Annotated in this window: 15 protein-coding genes; 6 read left to right on the top strand and 9 right to left on the bottom strand. The window is 73.2% G+C overall.

Annotation, left to right across the window (positions count from 1 at the left end; all coding sequences use genetic code 11):
• Positions 1 to 12 precede the first annotated feature (12 nt).
• On the bottom strand, positions 13 to 777 hold the full coding sequence (locus PV410_RS00165) for an alpha/beta hydrolase family protein (protein ID WP_500321508.1): 765 nt from the start codon (positions 775 to 777) through the stop codon (positions 13 to 15).
• Between the two features lie 401 nt (positions 778 to 1,178).
• Here PV410_RS00165 and PV410_RS00160 point away from each other — a divergent pair, with 401 nt between their 5' ends.
• Positions 1,179 to 1,562 (top strand): nuclear transport factor 2 family protein, encoded by a 384-nt coding sequence (locus tag PV410_RS00160; protein WP_500321507.1) that lies wholly within the window; start codon positions 1,179 to 1,181, stop codon positions 1,560 to 1,562.
• Here PV410_RS00160 and PV410_RS00155 read toward each other — a convergent pair.
• Both PV410_RS00155 and PV410_RS00150 read right to left on the bottom strand, forming a co-directional pair.
• Entirely contained in the window at positions 1,528 to 2,355 is an 828-nt protein-coding gene (locus PV410_RS00155; RefSeq protein ID WP_500321506.1) for a helix-turn-helix domain-containing protein, read from the bottom strand. The genes PV410_RS00160 and PV410_RS00155 overlap by 35 nt on opposite strands.
• A gap of 59 nt (positions 2,356 to 2,414) precedes the next feature.
• Positions 2,415 to 3,167 carry a class I SAM-dependent methyltransferase gene (locus tag PV410_RS00150; protein ID WP_500321505.1) on the bottom strand — a complete coding sequence of 251 codons (753 nt, stop codon included), beginning with the start codon at positions 3,165 to 3,167 and terminating at the stop codon, positions 2,415 to 2,417.
• A 100-nt stretch (positions 3,168 to 3,267) separates the two neighbouring features.
• Between PV410_RS00150 and sph the strand changes: the two genes are divergently transcribed.
• Positions 3,268 to 4,254, top strand: coding sequence for a sphingomyelin phosphodiesterase (gene sph / locus PV410_RS00145; RefSeq protein WP_500321504.1), 987 nt, complete (start codon positions 3,268 to 3,270; stop codon positions 4,252 to 4,254).
• A 59-nt stretch (positions 4,255 to 4,313) separates the two neighbouring features.
• On the opposite strand, the gene PV410_RS00140 is transcribed toward sph, so the two are convergent.
• The 3 genes from PV410_RS00140 to PV410_RS00130 form a co-directional block, all read right to left on the bottom strand.
• The gene (locus tag PV410_RS00140; protein ID WP_500321503.1) at positions 4,314 to 5,141 is read right to left on the bottom strand and encodes an aldo/keto reductase; all 828 of its coding nucleotides are present in this window, start codon (positions 5,139 to 5,141) and stop codon (positions 4,314 to 4,316) included.
• Between the two features lie 109 nt (positions 5,142 to 5,250).
• Complete coding sequence (locus PV410_RS00135; protein WP_500321502.1) at positions 5,251 to 7,083, bottom strand: AMP-dependent synthetase/ligase; 1,833 nt, start codon at positions 7,081 to 7,083, stop codon at positions 5,251 to 5,253.
• Positions 7,084 to 7,296: 213 nt separating this feature from the next.
• Positions 7,297 to 8,823, bottom strand: a complete 1,527-nt coding sequence (locus PV410_RS00130; protein ID WP_500321501.1) for an MFS transporter — start codon at positions 8,821 to 8,823, stop codon at positions 7,297 to 7,299.
• Positions 8,824 to 8,946: 123 nt separating this feature from the next.
• On the opposite strand from PV410_RS00130, the gene PV410_RS00125 reads away from it, so the two are divergent.
• The gene (locus PV410_RS00125; protein ID WP_500321500.1) at positions 8,947 to 9,921 is read left to right on the top strand and encodes an Lrp/AsnC family transcriptional regulator; all 975 of its coding nucleotides are present in this window, start codon (positions 8,947 to 8,949) and stop codon (positions 9,919 to 9,921) included.
• On the opposite strand, the gene PV410_RS00120 is transcribed toward PV410_RS00125, so the two are convergent.
• Positions 9,899 to 10,753: a LysR substrate-binding domain-containing protein gene (locus PV410_RS00120; RefSeq protein WP_499514900.1), complete on the bottom strand. Its 855-nt coding sequence runs from the start codon at positions 10,751 to 10,753 to the stop codon at positions 9,899 to 9,901. The genes PV410_RS00125 and PV410_RS00120 overlap by 23 nt on opposite strands.
• Before the next feature lie 123 nt (positions 10,754 to 10,876).
• On the opposite strand from PV410_RS00120, the gene PV410_RS00115 reads away from it, so the two are divergent.
• On the top strand, positions 10,877 to 11,914 hold the full coding sequence (locus PV410_RS00115) for a bile acid:sodium symporter family protein (RefSeq protein WP_500321499.1): 1,038 nt from the start codon (positions 10,877 to 10,879) through the stop codon (positions 11,912 to 11,914).
• Positions 11,915 to 11,942: 28 nt separating this feature from the next.
• Here PV410_RS00115 and PV410_RS00110 read toward each other — a convergent pair whose 3' ends face one another.
• Both PV410_RS00110 and PV410_RS00105 read right to left on the bottom strand, forming a co-directional pair.
• Positions 11,943 to 12,314, bottom strand: a complete 372-nt coding sequence (locus PV410_RS00110; protein ID WP_500321498.1) for a DoxX family protein — start codon at positions 12,312 to 12,314, stop codon at positions 11,943 to 11,945.
• A gap of 30 nt (positions 12,315 to 12,344) precedes the next feature.
• On the bottom strand, positions 12,345 to 13,199 hold the full coding sequence (locus PV410_RS00105; RefSeq protein WP_500321497.1) for an MBL fold metallo-hydrolase: 855 nt from the start codon (positions 13,197 to 13,199) through the stop codon (positions 12,345 to 12,347).
• Positions 13,200 to 13,315: 116 nt separating this feature from the next.
• On the opposite strand from PV410_RS00105, the gene PV410_RS00100 reads away from it, so the two are divergent.
• Entirely contained in the window at positions 13,316 to 13,438 is a 123-nt protein-coding gene (locus PV410_RS00100) for a hypothetical protein (protein WP_500321496.1), read from the top strand.
• A complete protein-coding gene (locus tag PV410_RS00095) occupies positions 13,438 to 14,031 on the top strand; it encodes a histidine phosphatase family protein (protein WP_499514905.1) in 594 nt (197 codons plus the stop codon). Before PV410_RS00100 ends, PV410_RS00095 begins: the two co-directional genes overlap by 1 nt.
• Positions 14,032 to 14,041 lie beyond the last annotated feature (10 nt).

The raw sequence follows: 14,041 nt of genomic DNA, 5'->3' as shown, positions 1-14,041 counted from the left end.
CAACCGCGCACCTCAGGCCGACGCGGTGACCGTTTCGCCGAGGTGCCGGGCGAAGAAGCGGACCGCGCTGTCAGCCTCGAAGCGGGGCAGCTCCTTGTGCTTGCCCGAGTTCACGTGCAGTGACTTCTCCTTCGAGGCGAAGGCGTCGAACAGCGCGAGTCCCTCCTCGCGGGAGATGTGCTCGTCGTCCCACTGCAGGTCGAACTCGACCGGAATGGTGATCTGCTGCGCCTTCTCGGCCAGGACGTCGGGCCAGTGCTGGCCGAAGACCGCAGCCGTGATCCGGGGTTCGGCTGCCACGAACGGCACGCCGATCGCGGTGCCCATGTTGATGCCCCAGTAGCCGACCGGCCCGTCGGTGCCGATCTCCGGAAGCTCCTGGAGGGCGTCCAGGAGCGCCCGGTACTCGGGCACGGCGAGCGCCGCCAGGTGGTCGTTGTAGCGGACGACGATCGGGCCTTCCGGCTCGCCGGCCGCCCGCGCCCGGAACAGCTCGGCGATCTCCGCTTCGTCGTGCGCCGTGCGCGGCCGGTCGCCGTGACCGGGAGCGTCAAGGACGGCGACGTGGAAGCCGCAGCCGGTCACCAGGCGCTGCGCCCGGCCGGACATCGCTGGGTGCTTCTTGTGGTTGCCGCCGCCGTGCCCCATCAGAACCAGAGGCGCGGGCTGGGCGCCGGCAGCCGGCGACCAGAGGACACCGGGGACCCCGTCCACGGTGAAGTCGCGCTCGACCACGCCGTTCGATGACGACTCGGCGGTGAATTGCAGAGAGTGCATGGGTGTGTGCCTTTCGGGAGTGCCTTGATGTCGAGGCGCTCCCGGCGACACCTATGTCAATCGCCAGACCGTGACGGCAAGGGGAGCACCCACAGAGATACCGCGTTCATGGGTCTCACCTCCTCGGGCGACGTCACGGGCAACTGAAGCTAACAGGTCGATCATCGGCCTGCCCGGGATTTTTGCCGACGCTTGATCAAGCCCGGGGCGGGGCGACCCCGGTGGGACCCCTTCTGGTTCCCGATGTGGGCTGCCTTCCCGGGAAGAGGCGGGATCCGCCATTACCCCGGACGTAATCGACCCCTCGTCGCCGCCCCGGCAGGGTGGTCGTACCGGGCGGACGGGGTGGCGCACTCCACCCCGTCCGGCCGGGCCACACAGCCAGGATGAGGAGGACCGTGATGTCGCAGAACCGGTACGAGGCCGCCGTCGCCCGTTACTTCGAGGCGTGGAACAGCGCCGCGGACGCGGAGGCGCGGGCGAAGGCGGTGGCCGCCGCGTGGGTGGAGGACGGCACGTACACGGACCCGCTGGCGCAGGTGGCGGGGCATGAGGGGATCGGGGCGTTGATCGCCGGGGTGGGGGAGCGGTTCCCCGGGTTCGTGTTCACGGCCGTGGGGGAGGTCGACGGGCACCACGACGTGGCGCGCTTCGCCTGGGAGCTGGGGCCCGCGGGGGCGGAGCCCGGGGCGGCGCCGATCGCCGGGTCCGACGTGATCACGCTCGCGGAGGACGGCCGGATCCGCTCGGTCAGCGGCTTCCTGGACCGGCTGCCGGCGGCGTGAGGGACCGAAGGGCGGCGGCGGTCTCCGGGTCGGCGGGGAGGAAGGTCTCGATCGCCAGCTCGGAGACCGTGACGTCCATGGGGGTGTTGAAGGTGGTGGCCGTGGAGATGAAGGACAGCACCCGGCCGCCGTGCTCGATGCGCATCGGCAGGGCGAAGGGGAAGACCTCGGTGTCGCCGGAGGTGGAAGGGTCCTCGGCGTGGCCGGGCGGGACGGGGTAGGCCGTGAGTTCCTCGTACAGGGCGCGCAGTGGCTCGTGGCCGCTCATCGTGATCTGACGCTCGATCCGCTCCAGCAGGTGCCCGCGCCACTGGCGGAGGTTGCGGATGCGCGGGGCCATGCCCTCGGGGTGGAGGGTGACGCGCATGGCGTTGAGCGGCGGCTGCAGCAGGTGCGGGGCGACGCCCTCGAGCAGGGCGCCCACGCCCTGGTTGGCGGCGACGACGTCGTACATGGCGTCCAGGACCAGGGCCGGGAAGGGGTCGTAGGCCGCCAGGAGACGGTCGAGGCTCTCGCGCAGCGGGTGCATCGCGGGGTCGCGCAAGGGGGTCTCCGGGTACGCGGGGGCGTAACCGGCGGCGATGAGCAGGGCGTTGCGTTCCCTGACGGGTACGTCGAGGTGCTCGGCGAGCCGCAGGACCATGGCCTGGCTGGGGCGGGAGCGGCCGGTCTCGACGAAGCTGATGTGCCGGGCCGAGCTGTCCGCGCGCAGGGCGAGTTCCAGCTGGCTGATCCGGCGCCGCTCGCGCCAGCCGCGCAGCAGCGTCCCCACCCCCGCCGTGGTCGTCGTCATCCCCCGACCGTAACCCAGGTGCGGGGCCGCAGCCGCGTCCGGCCGGCTGACCGGACCGCTCAACGGGCCGCCGCTGCAGGGGAGTCCTTGACGAGGGCGAGCAGCCGGTAGAGCGGGTCGGGGCGGGCGGTGTCCTGCCCGGGCAGCGCGGCCAGGCGGCCGGCGAGGGCCTGCGTGTCGCCGTCGCGCAGGGTGAGGGCGGAGGCGAAGTCGCCCGCCGCGATGCGAGCGGCCAGGTCGCGCGGGGTGCGGCCCTGGCCGTGGCCGGGGAAGCGGGCCCCGCCCGCCGGGCGCAGGCCGTGCGCGGCGGCCTGCCGCACCACCCGTTCCTCCGCGTCGTACGCCACCCGCGTGCGGAACGGCGCGAGGAGGGCGTCGACGTCGCTGCCCACGCCGTGCCCGGCGTCCTTGTCGACGGTGGTGACGAGCACCCCGCCGGGGCGCAGCACCCGTGCGCATTCGGCGATCACCGTGGGCGCGTCCGGCAGCAGATGGAGCAGCCACACGGCCGTCACCGCGTCCAGCGAGGCGGTCGCGAACGGCAGCCGGCGTACGTCGGCCTGGACGATCCCCGGCCCCACCCGGCGGGCGGCGAGCCGGGCCATGGCCAGGGCGGCGTCGGCCCCGAGCACGCGCAGCCCGGCACGGCCGGTGTAGCGGGCCGTGACCAGCCCGGTGCCGCAGCCGATGTCGAGCACCGTCCGGGCCGTCCGCGGTATCAGCCCGAGCACGGCGGCGGCCGCGGCCTCGGCCCGGGGGACGCCGCCGCGGGTGGCGTCGTAGATCGCGGCCTGCTCCTCGTAGTCCAGCACGTCCGTAGGCTAGCCGCCCGCCATCTACCCAGCGGTAACCAACTGCCCCTAGTCTCACGCTGTTTCCGCGACCGAGCTCCACCCGACTCCAGGAGAGCCCGTGAGACACGGCAGAGCCGCCGCCGCTTGCGCCTTCGTCCTGCTCATCGCCTCGTCCGCCGGTGCCGCCGGCACCGGAACCGCGGCCGCGGCCCCCACGGCCGCCGCCGCGCCCCCACTGCGGCTGGTCACCAGCAACGTGATGATGCTGCCGCGCACCCTCTACCCCAACTGGGGCCAGCTGCAGCGCGCCGACCTCATCGCCGCCTCCGGTTACGTCCAGGGCGCCGACGTCCTGGTCTTCCAGGAGGCGTTCGACAACGGGGCCTCCGACCGGCTGCAGGCGAACCTCAGGAGCCGCTACCCCTACCAGACCCCGGTGCTGGGCCGGTCCAAGAGCGGCTGGGACCGCACCGAGGGCGCGTACAGCTCGCTCACGCCCGAGGACGGCGGTGTGACGATCCTCAGCAGGTGGCCGATCCTGGAGAAGGTCCAGCACGTCTACGGCGACGCGTGCGGCGCGGACTGGTTCTCCAACAAGGGCTTCGTGTACGTCGTCCTCGACGTGAACGGCACCCGGGTCCACGTCGTCGGCACGCACACCCAGGCCGACGACTCCGCCTGCGGCAGCGGCGAGGCCGCGGGCGTGCGCTCGGCCCAGAACCGGGAGATCGACGCCTTCCTCGACGCCCGGGCGATCCCCGCCGCCGAGCCGGTCGTCATCGCGGGCGACCTCAACACCGACGCCGGCGGAGCCGGGTACGCCGGCATGCTCGCCGACCTGGACGTCGCGGCACCCGACGCCGACCCCGGTCCGGCAGCCAGCTTCGACCCCGCCACCAACTCCGTCGCGTACGACCGCTACCCCGACGACCCCGCGCAGCGTCTGGACCACGCGCTCCTGCGCAACGGCCACGCCCGCCCCGCCCGCTGGAACAACCGCGTGGTCGACGAGCACTCGCCCCTGTGGTCGGTCACCAGCTGGGGCACCACCTACACGTTCGACGACTACTCGGACCACTACCCGGTCGTCGCCGGCGACGTCTGACCGCGCGGGGCGGCGGCAGGCCCGCACGGCCCGCCGCCGCCCCGTGGCGCGTGCGTGCGTCAGTTGAACGACGTCGGGTCCGGGCCGAGGCGCCCGCCGTTGTCGAGGGCGTCGATCGCGGCCAGGTCCTCGCCGTCGAGCTCGAAGCCGAAGACGTCGATGTTCTCCCGGATCCGCGACGGGGTCACGGACTTGGGGATCACGACGTTGCCGAGCTGGAGGTGCCAGCGCAGGACGACCTGGGCCGGAGTCCTGCCGTGCTTGGCGGCGAGGGCGGCGAGGGCCGGCTCGTCGAGGAGGCCGCGGCCCTGGCCGAGCGGCGACCAGGCCTCGGTGGCGATGCCGTGGCCCGCGTGGAAGGCCCGCAGCTCGCTCTGGGGGAGGTTGGGGTGCAGCTCGATCTGGTTGAGGGCGGGTACGACGCCGCCCTCGTCGAGCAGGTGCTGCAGCTGGGCGACCGGGAAGTTCGACACGCCGATCGCCCTCGCGCGGCCGTCGGCGTGGATCTTCTCCAGGGCGCGCCAGGTCTCCCCGTACAGGCCGCGGGCGGGGGTGGGCCAGTGGATCAGGTAGAGGTCCACGTAGTCCAGGCCGAGCTTGTCCAGGGAGGCGTCGAAGGCGCGCAGGGCGTTGTCGTGGCCCTGGTCGGTGTTCCACAGCTTGGTGGTGACGAACAGTTCCTCGCGCGGGATGGCCGAGGCGGCGATGGCGCGGCCGGTGCCGCGTTCGTTGCGGTAGAGCGCGGCGGTGTCGATGCTGCGGTAGCCGGCCTCCAGGGCCGTGGCGACCGCGGTGGCGGCTTCGTCGTCCGGGACCTGCCAGACGCCGAAACCGAGCTGGGGCATGGTGACGCCGTTGTTCAGTGTGATGTCGGGAACCGTGCTCACGAGCAGGTCGTCCTTACGTCGTCGGAGGAGGACTCAACGTTGATCCACATTCCAACGATCTCCGCGGCGGCGGCATTCCCCGGCGCCCCCGTCGCCCCCGGCGCCCGCCTCAGGCGTGGTAGAGGGCGTCGATCTCGCGGGTGTACGCCTTCTCTATCGCCCTCCTCTTCAGCTTGAGCGAGGGCGTGAGCAGCCCGCCCTCCTCGGAGAACTGCCCGGCCAGGATGCGGAAGGTGCGGATCGACTCGGCCTGGGAGACGAGCGTGTTGGCGGCGACGACCGCGCGCCGGATCTCCGTCTCCAGGTCGGCGTCGTGGATCAGCTTGGCGATCGGCAGCTGCGGCTTGGCCCGCATCGTCAGCCAGTGCCCGACGCCCTCGGGATCGAGGGTGATCAGCGCCCCGATGAAGGGCCGGTCGTTGCCGACCACGACGCACTGCGAGACCAGCGGGTGGGACCGCACGCGGTCCTCCAGGACCACCGGCGAGACGGACTTGCCGCCGCTGGTCACCAGGATCTCCTTCTTCCGCCCGGTGATCGTGAGGTAGCCGTCCTCGTCGAGCGCGCCGAGGTCGCCGGTGGCGAGCCAGCCGTCGTGCAGGACCTCCGCGGTGGCCTTGGGGTTGTTGAGGTACTCGCTGAAGACCTGGTCGCCGTACACCCAGATCTCGCCGTCGTCCGCGATGTGCACCGTGGTGCCCGGGATGGGTAGGCCCACGGTGCCGAAACGTGTCTGCTCGGGCGGGTTGGCGACCGCGGCGGCCGTGGTCTCGGTGAGGCCGTACCCCTCGAAGATCCGCACGCCCGCGCCGTCGAAGAAGAGCCCCAGCTGCCGGTCCATCGCCGAGCCGCCGGAGAAGGCGTGCCGGACCTTGCCGCCGAGGGCGGCGCGCACCTTGCCGTAGACCAGCTTCTCGTACAGCTGGTGCTGCATCCGCAGCGAGGTGCTGGGGCCGGGACCGGTGCCGAAGGCCCGGGCCTCGGTCGCCTCGGCGTGCCGCACCGCCACTTCCACCGCCTTCTCGAAGGGCCCGAGCTTGCCCCCCGCCTCGGCCTTGCGGCGGGCGCCCTGGAAGACCTTCTCGAAGACGTACGGGACGGCGAGCACGAAGGTCGGCTGGAACGAGGCCATCGCGGGCAGCAGCTCGGCCGCGGCCAGGTTGGGCTGGTGCCCCAGCCGGACCTTCGCGCGGACGGCCGCGACCTCCACCATGCGCCCGAAGACGTGGGCGAGCGGCAGGAAGAGCAGGGTGGACGCCTCGTCGCCGCGCTTGCTGTGGAAGACGGGCTCGTACCGGGCGACGACGTTGTCGCTCTCGGCCATGAAGTTGCCGTGGGTGATCACGCATCCCTTGGGGCGGCCGGTGGTGCCCGAGGTGTAGATGATCGTCGCGGTGGCCTCGGGGGTGACCGCCTCGCGGTACTGGTGGACCAGGTCGTCGTCGACGGACAGGCCGTGCCGGGCCAGTTCGGACAGCGCGTCGGAGTCCAGCTGCCACAGCCGGGTCAGGTGGGGGAGTTCGTCGATGACCGCGCCGATCGTCATCGCGTGGTCCTCGTGCTCGACGACGCAGGCGACCGCCTCGGAGTCGTGCAGCATCCAGCGGACCTGGTCCGAGGACGAGGTGGGGTAGATCGGGACGGGCTGGGCGCCGATCGCCCACAGCGCGAAGTCCAGCACGGTCCACTCGTAGCGGGTGCGGGACATCAGGCCGACCCGGTCGCCGAAGCGGATGCCCTGGGCCAGCAGGCCCTTGGCCACTGCCAGGACCTCGTCGCGGAAGCGCGCGGCCGTGACGTGCTCCCAGTCCGTGCCGTCCGCTCCGGCGCGGCGGCTCAGCACGATCCGGTCCGGCTCCTCGTCGGCATTGGCGAACACGGCGTCCGCCAGACCTCCGACGTGGGGTGCCGTCACCAGTGGGGGAATGGTGAACTCGCGCAACGTCGCTCCTCGACCGCCTCGGCGGTCACAGAACGTACCTGATACCACGTGCGGAGGGGAGGGGCGTGACAATCGGCTGTGAAGGCCCGCTTGGCTCCCTCACACCTTCGCGACGAGCCGATTCCCGGTTACCGCAAGGAACATGGCGCCGGAGGACGGTTTCCGGGCGGACCGAGGCCCGCCCGGACTCTCCACCAAATCCCCCCGCGGGGATCACGGCCGCTCTACAGCCCCCACAGGCTCGGATGCCGCGGCCGGCGCCGGCGCACCCGGCCGCTCCCGTACCAGGACGAGCACGACCGCACCCGCCAGCAGGCCGGCGACGCCGGCCGCCAGGGCCGCCGCGTCCAGGCCCGAGGTGAAGGCGGCGTGCAGCGCGTGGTCGGCCGCCGCGCGCCGGCCGGAGGGGACCCGGGCCAGCAGCTCCCGCGCTCCACCGCCCGCGAGCGCGCGGGCCGTCGCGTGCGGGGCGGGGGCCCCGGCGTCGCTCAGCGAGTGCTCCATCCGCGTGGTGAGCAGGGTGCCGAACACGGCGACGCCGAGCGCGTACCCCAGCTGCCGGAAGGTGTTGACCGCCCCGCCCGCCATGCCGGCCCGCCGCGGCGGCACGGAGGCCAGCGCGGCGCCCGCGATCGCCGGATTGACCAGCCCGACGCCGAGGCCCGCCACCACCAGGCCCGCGGTCAGCGCGGCCCAGCCGGAACCGGCGTCCAGCACCGCCTGGGCCAGCGCGCCGGCCCCGATGAGGACCATTCCGCCGCCGATCACCAGCCGGTACGGCGCCCCGTGCAGGAACCGGCCGCCCACCGCCGAGGCCACGAACGCCGCCAGTGCCAGGGGTATCAGCACCAGGCCGCCGCGGACGGGGCTCAGGCCGAGCAGCGTCTGCAGCCACAGCGAGGTGTACGGCAGGAAGCCGAAGGCCGTCGCGCTGAGCGCCAGCGCGCCGACCATGATCGCGGTGAAGGAGGGGTTGCGGAACAGCGCCAGGTCCAGCATCGGCTGCGCGGCGCGCCGTTCGACCACCACGAACACCACCAGCGCCGCCACGGCGCCGCCGAGCGTCCACGCCGTGCGGCCCGAGGCCCAGCCGGCCTCGTCCGCGCGGATCACGGCGAAGGTGAGCAGCCCGGCGAAGGCGGTGAAGGACGCCGTGCCCGGCCAGTCGATGCGGGCCCCGCCGTGGCCCCGGGACTCCTTCACCACCCGCAGCGTCAGGGCGATCGCCACGACGCTCACCGGCAGGTTGACGTAGAAGATCCAGCGCCAGTCCAGCGCCTGGGTCAGCAGGCCGCCCAGCACCGGCCCGAGTGCCGCCGCCGCGCCGCTGACCGCGCCCCACACGCCCAGCGCCACCGAGCGGTCGCGGCCCTGGTAGGCCGCGCCGAGCAGGGAGAGCGTCGTGGCGAACATCGCCGTCGCGCCGACCCCCTGCACCGCGCGCATCGCCACCAGGACCCCCGCTCCGGGCGCGAGTCCGCACGCGAGGGAGGCCGCCGCGAACAGGGCCGTCCCCGCGACGTACATTCGGCGCCGCCCGATCACGTCGGCCGCGGAGCCGGCTCCCAGCAGCAGGGCGGCCAGTGCCAGCGCGTAGATGTCGATCATCCACTGGAGGTCGGACAGCGAGGCGTCCAGGGCGTCCGCGATGTCGGGCAGCGCGACGATCACGATCGTCACGTCGATGAGCAGCATGAAGGTGCCCAGGCAGACCGCCACCAGCGGTCCCCACTTGCGCATGTCCTTCTCCGTTCCGTTCTTCCGTTCCGTGGTGGGTCCTCCGTACCATCGCGAGAACACCCGGGCTTCCTCCAGCCACAGGCGCCATCCCGCTGGAATCCGACACAATGAAGGAGAAGAGCGATGGATTCCCACACGCTCGATGAGCTGGACATGCGGCTGCTGCACGCCCTGCAGCTCGACGGGCGCGCCCCCTTCAGCCGGATCGCCGACGTCCTCGGCGTCTCCGACCAGACCGTGGCCCGCCGCTACCGCAGGCTCCGCGGCGACTTCGGGATGCGCGTGCTCGGGCTCCCCGAGCAGGAACTGCTCGGACGCACCCGCTGGGCGCTGCGGCTGCGCAGCACCCCCGAGGCCGCCGAGTCCCTGGCCAAGGCCCTGGCCCGGCGCGACGACACCGCCTGGATCTCGCTGATGTCGGGCGGCACGGAGGTGATCTGCGTGACGCGCCCGCGCAGTCACGACGAGCACGACGCGCTGCTCCTCGGGCGTCTGCCGCGCACCCCGAGCATCGTCGAGATCGGCGCCCACAGCATCCTGCACACCTTCTACGGCGGCGCCCTGGGCTGGTTCGCCAAGCGCGGCGCGCTCTCCGACGCGGAGGTCGCCGCGCTGCAGCCGCCCCCGCCCGAGCCGCCGTCCGGCACGGTCGTCCTCGACGCCACCGACGAGGCGCTGCTGGCCGTCCTGGCCAGGGACGGCCGCGCCTCCTACCCCGAACTGCACCGCGCCACCGGGCTGTCGGAGTCGGCGGCCAAGCGGCGGCTGGAGCAGCTGCGCGGCTCGGGCGTGCTCTACACCGACGTGCAGCTCGACACGGCGTGGATCGGCCACGACACCCGCGCCATCCTCTGGATCACGGCCGCCCCCTCCGCCCTGTCCGCCGTCGGGCAGGCGCTGGCCGCGCACCCCGAGACCGCCTACGTCGCGGCGACCACCGGATCGTCCAACCTCGTCGCCGTGGTCATCTGCAGCAGCACACCGCAGCTCTACCGCTACCTGAGCGAGTGCGTCGGCGCCCTGGACGGGGTCCGGCACGTGGAGACCGTGCCGTCGCTGCGCCTGGTCAAGCAGATCACGACCGAAGGGATCCGCTGAGGATCGCCGCCGCGAGCGCGTCCGCCGCCTCCTGCGCCGCGGGCCGCCGCCGGCCGTGCAGCAGCACGAAGTCGACGCCGCCGAGCTCCGGCAGCCCCGCGCGGGCCGGGACCCGCACCAGACCGGGCGGGATCAGCCCCTCGGCGTGCGCCATCACCCCGAGCCCCGCCCGCGCCGCGGCGACCAGACCGCTCAGCGAGCCGCTGGTGCACGCGATGCGCCACGCACGGCCGTGCCGCTCCATGACCTCCAGCGCCCGCGCCCGGGTGATCGCGGGGGCCGGGTAGAGGATCAGCGGGACGGGCCGCTGGGCCTCGGGGCGGTACCGCTCGCCGGCGATCCACACCAGCCGGTCGCTCCACACCAGTTGACCGTGGCTGTCCCCGGCCGCGCGCTTGCCCAGCATCACGTCCAGCCGGCCGGCGGCCAGCTGCCGGTGCAAGGTGGCCGACAGCTCCACCGTCAGCTCCAGGTCCACCTCGGGGTGGTCGCGCCGGAAGCGCTCCAGGATCTCGGGCAGCCGGGTCAGGACGAAGTCCTCCGAGGCGCCCAGGCGCAGCCGGCCGCGCAGGCGGGTGCCGGCGAACCAGCCCGCGGCGCGTTCGTTGGCCTCCAGGATCGTCCGGGCGAAGCCGAGCATGGCCTCGCCGTCCTCGGTCAGTTCCACGCTGTGCGTGTCGCGGGTGAAGAACCGCCGGCCGGCGGCCTCCTCCAGCTTGCGCACGTGCTGGCTCACCGTCGACTGGCGCAGGCCGAGCCTGCGGCCGGCCTGCGTGAAGCTCAGCGTCTGGACGACGGCGACGAAGGTCCGCAGCTGCACCGGATCGAACACGGTGCCAGCCTACCGCCGCTCATCGCGATTCGTGATGACAGTGAGTGCGGTCAAAGTCATTTACGATCTCCCGGTCACCGGGCACCCTGGAGAGGGCCCCGTCCAGCACCGATGAGGAAGCCCATGCGCCGCCTGCGTTACCCGTCCTGGCTCCCCGTGGACCCGTACATCGCGGCGCTCCTCGGCACCGTGCTCCTCGCGGCGCTGCTGCCCGCCAGAGGCGCCGGCGCCCACCTCGCGGGCGGGGCGTCCACCGGAGCGGTGGGGCTGCTCTTCTTCCTCTACGGCGTGCGCCTGTCCACCCGCGAGGCGATGGACGGACTGCGCCACTGGCGCCTGCACGGCACCGTCCTGGCCGCCACCTTCCTCGTCTTCCCGCTGCTCGGCCTGGCCTCCGGCGGACTCGTGCCGTACCTGCTGACGCCCGAGCTCCACACCGGCCTGCTCTTCCTGTGCCTGGTGCCCTCGACCATCCAGTCCTCGATCGCCTTCACCTCCGTCGCCCGCGGCAACGTGGCCGCCGCCATCTGCGCCGGCTCCTTCTCCAGCCTCGCCGGGCTCGTGCTCACCCCGCTGCTGGCCGCGCTGCTGCTCGGGGGGAGCGGCGGGGGCTTCACGGCGGAAGCGGTGCTCGGCATCGTGCTGCAGCTGCTGGCGCCCTTCGTGGCGGGTCAGCTGCTGCGCCGCTGGATCAGCGGCTTCGTCACCCGTCACAAGAAGGTGCTCGGCCTGGTCGACCGGGGGTCGATCCTGCTGGTCGTCTACGCCGCGTTCAGCGAGGGCGTGGTGCGCGGCATCTGGCACCAGGTCACGCCCCTGCGCCTGCTCGGGCTGCTGCTGGCCGAAGCCCTGCTGCTGGCCGCGATGCTCGCCGTCACCTCGTACGGCTCGCGCAGGCTCGGCTTCCCCCGCGTGGACCGGGTGACCATCGTCTTCGCCGGGTCGAAGAAGAGCCTGGCGGCCGGACTGCCCATGGCCTCCGTGCTGTTCGGGCCCCAGGCCGGGCTAATGGTGCTGCCGCTGATGCTCTTCCACCAGATGCAACTGATGGTGTGCGCGGTCCTCGCCAAGCGGTGGGCCCGGCAGGCGGAGGCGGCCGCGCCCGCCGCCGTCCCGGCCGCCACCGCACGGCCGCGGGAGGTCGTGGCCGGCCGGAGGTGAGCCCGGCCCGCCGAGGCGGCGTGCCCGCTCAGCGCAGGGCGTCGACCACCAGGACCGCCACCGCCATCGCCAGGAACAGCGCGTACGCGGCCAGGGCACGCCCCCGGTGACCGGAGCGCAGCTGGCACAGCAGCACCCAGGCGAAGATCCCCGCCGCCAGCGCGGCTCCGGCCACGCCGACGGGAGGGTGCCACAGCCCCACCAGGACCGCGACGGCGCCGAGCGTGTGCAGTGTGCCGAGCAGGGTGACCACCCACAGGCGCCGCCCCTCCAGGACACCCAGCCGGGTCAGCTCGTCGAGCCGTTCCAGGCCGGGCCGCGCACGGATGAGCTGGGCGACCGCGGAGGGGACGACTTCCAGCAGCAGGAGGACGGTCGACACGACGGCGAGTGCGAACACCCGGACAGTCTGCCGTACGTTCGAAAACCCTCAGTCCCCGCGGCAGATGACGAAGTCCGGGTAGGCGTGGCGTCCCGGCCGGTCGCCGATCTCCTCGACGGCCCGCCGGACCTCGCGGAGCTGGTCGACGGTCATCTCCAGCGGCGGCTCGTCGGGCTGGTGGGTGGTGCGGACGGGGTAGTCCACGCCCGGCTCGCGGGTCATCTCGATGTGGCAGCCCAGCACATGGGTGACCGGGCGCTCCCCGGCGAAGGCGACCAGCCGGTCGAGGGTGCGCCGGAAGGCGGCCCAGTCCTCGACGTACAGCCGGCCCGGGTAGACCGTGTCGCCGGTGAACAGGAAACCGGTCGCCGGGTCGTAGTAGGTGACGGCCGAGGCGTGGTGGCCGGGCGTGGCAAGGCACTCCAGGACCCGCCCCCCGAGGTCCAGGCGCGCCACGCGGTCGGGGTCCTGGGTGAAGCCGAGGAAGTCCCAGGCGCCGTCGCGGTCCGCCGGTACCACGACCGTGTCCGGGCGGCCGGCGAACTGCGCGTCGCCGGCGACGTGGTCGCCGTGGGCGTGGGTGTGCAGCACGAGCAGCTCGTAGCCGGGACGCTGCAGGGCGGGCGGCCGCAGTTCGAACAGCTCGTCCACGACCTCCCGCAGCGGGAAGAACTCCTCCTCCGGCGTGGCCCCGGTGTCCAGGAGCACCGCGCGGTCGTCCCCGAAGAGCAGGAAGAGGAACGGCGCCTCGTAGTGGACCGCCTTGTTCTGCCGCAGGACGAAGGTGCGTTCGTCGTACTCGAACACCTGGATGTCGGGATCGGTGTTGTGCTTGGCCGATGCCGACCCGTGGATCCAGCGCACGTCGAGCGGCTCCGGCGCCGGAGGGGCGGATGCGTTCATGACCTCTTCTCCTGCCGGGAGTCGTGGCGCCGGCCGGACCGGCCCGCGGGTGCGCCCCGCCGGGCGGCGCGGGCACCGTTTTGTGCGTCCCACCGGTCGGGAGGGACACTGTCCACGTGACCTCACAGGCAACAGTGGCGATGTTCATCCAGCCTATCGGCGTCCTCGCCCCGGACCGCGAGGCCGGGTGCGCGGCCGGCGGCGACACCGAGGCCATCGAGAAGGAGGTGGCCCCCTGATGGCTCCGCGCCTCGTGCTCGTGCGGCACGGCCAGACCGAGTGGTCCAAGAGCGGCCAGCACACCGGCAGGACCGACATCCCGCTCACCGAGGAGGGCCGGGAGGCCGCGCGCCTGCTGGGCAAGCGCCTGGCCCGCGCCCCCTGGCACGACTTCCCCGGCGCCCGGGTCCGCACCAGCCCCCTCCAGCGGGCCCGCGACACCTGCGAACTCGCCGGGTTCGGCGACCGGGCGCGGACCTGGGACGCGCTGCGGGAGTGGGACTACGGCGAGTACGAGGGCCGTACGTCGCCGGAGATCCGGGAGGAACGCCCCGGCTGGGTGATCTGGCGCGACGGTGTCGTCGGCGGCGAGACCTCGTGGCAGGTCGCCAACCGCGCGGACGAGGTGGTGGCCTGGGCCAAGGAGGAGGACAGCGACGCGGTCGTCTTCGCCCACGGCCACTTCCTGCGCACCCTGGCGGCCCGCTGGCTGCGGCTCGACCCGATGCGCGGCATGGTGCTGAGCCTGGCCCCGGCCTCGCTGTCGGTCCTCGGCTGGGAGTACGGCGACCCCGCGATCACCCTCTGGAACGACACCGCCCACCTGCAGTGACGCGCTGACC

It is taken from the genome of Streptomyces sp. PA03-5A (assembly GCF_033792725.1).
In the GTDB taxonomy this organism is placed as follows: Bacteria; Actinomycetota; Actinomycetes; order Streptomycetales; family Streptomycetaceae; genus Actinacidiphila.
The sequence above is the reverse complement of the archived record's forward strand: the minus strand, read 5'-3'. Positions and strand labels throughout refer to the sequence as shown.